The sequence below is a fragment of the Rhodoferax sp. U11-2br genome, assembly GCF_018619435.1.
Lineage (GTDB): Bacteria > Pseudomonadota > Gammaproteobacteria > Burkholderiales > Burkholderiaceae_C > Rhodoferax.
Genome location: NZ_JAHFZF010000061.1, coordinates 2501 through 5473, shown reverse-complemented (window position 1 = coordinate 5473; position 2973 = coordinate 2501). Strand labels below are relative to the sequence as shown.

Here is a 2973-nt window from a genome sequence, read left to right as displayed (position 1 = left end):
ATCACATTCTGTGCTTTTTATATTCAGACAAGCGACATGGGCGGCGATATATAACGCTGGATGGCGCAGCCATCCGGAATAGAGCGGGGGAAAATGAACGAATGAGGGGGCAGAAGGAAAACATCACCTGGCAATTTGCAGCCAAGCACTTGAATTTCAAGCAATAGAAAAGCCCGCTCAGATGAGCGGGCTTTCAACGTTGGGTGCCTGGCAGTGTCCTACTCTCGCATGGCGAATGCCACACTACCATCGGCGCTACCGCGTTTCACTTCTGAGTTCGGCATGGGATCAGGTGGTTCCACGGCGCTATGGCCGCCAGGCAAATTCTTTAATCCAGAAAGCTGACGTGAATAACGATGTTGCCTATTGGCTTGTCGCTATCACTGAATTTTTAAGTAGTTCGTTCATTCGCTACAAGGCCCAGAACACTTCTTGGGTGTTGTATGGTTAAGCCTCACGGGTAATTAGTACGGGTTAGCTCAATGCATCGCTGCACTTACACACCCCGCCTATCAACGTTGTGGTCTCCAACGGCCCTTTAGGACCCTCAAGGGGTCAGGGATGACTCATCTCAGGGCTCGCTTCCCGCTTAGATGCTTTCAGCGGTTATCGATTCCGAACTTAGCTACCGGGCAGTGCCACTGGCGTGACAACCCGAACACCAGAGGTTCGTTCACTCCGGTCCTCTCGTACTAGGAGCAACTCCCTTCAATCATCCAACGCCCACGGCAGATAGGGACCGAACTGTCTCACGACGTTCTGAACCCAGCTCGCGTACCACTTTAAATGGCGAACAGCCATACCCTTGGGACCGACTTCAGCCCCAGGATGTGATGAGCCGACATCGAGGTGCCAAACACCGCCGTCGATATGAACTCTTGGGCGGTATCAGCCTGTTATCCCCGGAGTACCTTTTATCCGTTGAGCGATGGCCCTTCCATTCAGAACCACCGGATCACTATGACCTACTTTCGTACCTGCTCGACCTGTCCGTCTCGCAGTTAAGCTGGCTTATGCCATTGCACTAACCTCCTGATGTCCGACCAGGATTAGCCAACCTTCGTGCTCCTCCGTTACTCTTTGGGAGGAGACCGCCCCAGTCAAACTACCCACCAGGCACTGTCCGCGATCCCGATTCAGGGACCTGCGTTAGAACATCAAACATACAAGGGTGGTATTTCAAGGACGGCTCCAGCGCAACTGGCGTCACGCCTTCAAAGCCTCCCACCTATCCTACACATGTAGGTTCAATGTTCAGTGCCAAGCTGTAGTAAAGGTTCACGGGGTCTTTCCGTCTAGCCGCGGGTACACCGCATCTTCACGGCGAATTCGATTTCACTGAGTCTCGGGTGGAGACAGCATGGCCATGGTTACACCATTCGTGCAGGTCGGAACTTACCCGACAAGGAATTTCGCTACCTTAGGACCGTTATAGTTACGGCCGCCGTTTACCGGGGCTTCGATCAAGAGCTTCGCTTGCGCTAACCCCATCAATTAACCTTCCGGCACCGGGCAGGTGTCACACCCTATACGTCCACTTTCGTGTTTGCAGAGTGCTGTGTTTTTGATAAACAGTCCCAGCCATCTGGTCACTGCGACTCCCAACTGCTCCATCCGCAAGGGACTTCACTGTCAAGAGCGAACCTTCTCCCGAAGTTACGGTTCTATTTTGCCTAGTTCCTTCACCCGAGTTCTCTCAAGCGCCTTGGTATTCTCTACCCGACCACCTGTGTCGGTTTGGGGTACGATGACTTGTAATCTGAAGCTTAGAGGCTTTTCCTGGAAGCAGGGCATCAATGGCTTCACCACCGTAGTGGCTTCGTCTCGTGTCTCAGTGTTGTGTCTCCGGATTTGCCTAGAAACACCACCTACGCACTTTCACCAGGACAACCGTCGCCTGGCCCACCTAGCCTTCTCCGTCCCCCCATCGCAATTACAAGTCGTGCAGGAATATTAACCTGCTTCCCATCGATTACGCCTTTCGGCCTCACCTTAGGGGTCGACTCACCCTGCCCCGATTAACGTTGGACAGGAACCCTTGGTCTTCCGGCGAGGAGGCTTTTCACCCCCTTTATCGTTACTTACGTCAGCATTCGCACTTCTGATATCTCCAGCATACCTCTCGATACACCTTCGCAGACTTACAGAACGCTCCCCTACCACTCACACATAAGTGTGAATCCGCGGCTTCGGTGCCTGGTTTGAGCCCCGTTACATCTTCCGCGCAGGCCGACTCGACTAGTGAGCTATTACGCTTTCTTTAAATGATGGCTGCTTCTAAGCCAACATCCTAGCTGTCTGAGCCTTCCCACATCGTTTCCCACTTAACCAGAACTTTGGGACCTTAGCCGGCGGTCTGGGTTGTTTCCCTCTTCACGACGGACGTTAGCACCCGCCGTGTGTCTCCCGGATATTACTTACTGGTATTCGGAGTTTGCATGGAGTTGGTAAGTCGGGATGACCCCCTAGTCCAAACAGTGCTCTACCCCCAGTAGTATTCGTCCGAGGCGCTACCTAAATAGCTTTCGGGGAGAACCAGCTATCTCCGAGTTTGATTGGCCTTTCACCCCCAGCCACAGGTCATCCCCTAACTTTGCAACGTTAGTGGGTTCGGTCCTCCAGTTGATGTTACTCAACCTTCAACCTGCCCATGGCTAGATCACCCGGTTTCGGGTCTACACCTTGCAACTAGACGCCCAGTTAAGACTCGGTTTCCCTACGGCTCCCCTATACGGTTAACCTCGCTACAAAATGTAAGTCGCTGACCCATTATACAAAAGGTACGCAGTCACCCCGAAGGGCTCCCACTGCTTGTACGTACACGGTTTCAGGTTCTATTTCACTCCCCTCACAGGGGTTCTTTTCGCCTTTCCCTCACGGTACTGGTTCACTATCGGTCAGTCAGGAGTATTTAGCCTTGGAGGATGGTCCCCCCATATTCAGACAGGATGTCACGTGTCCCGCCCTACTCGA

General features: G+C 53.0%; 2 rRNA genes (1 of these 2 running past the window's edge). Both read right to left on the bottom strand.

Annotated elements, in window-relative coordinates:
- Nucleotides 1-205: 205 nt before the first annotated feature.
- Nucleotides 206-320: ribosomal RNA gene (rrf, locus tag KKO72_RS20685) — 5S ribosomal RNA — on the bottom strand.
- 123 nt (nt 321-443) lie between these two features.
- Nucleotides 444-2973, bottom strand: a 23S ribosomal RNA gene (locus tag KKO72_RS20680); it runs 360 nt beyond the window's last position.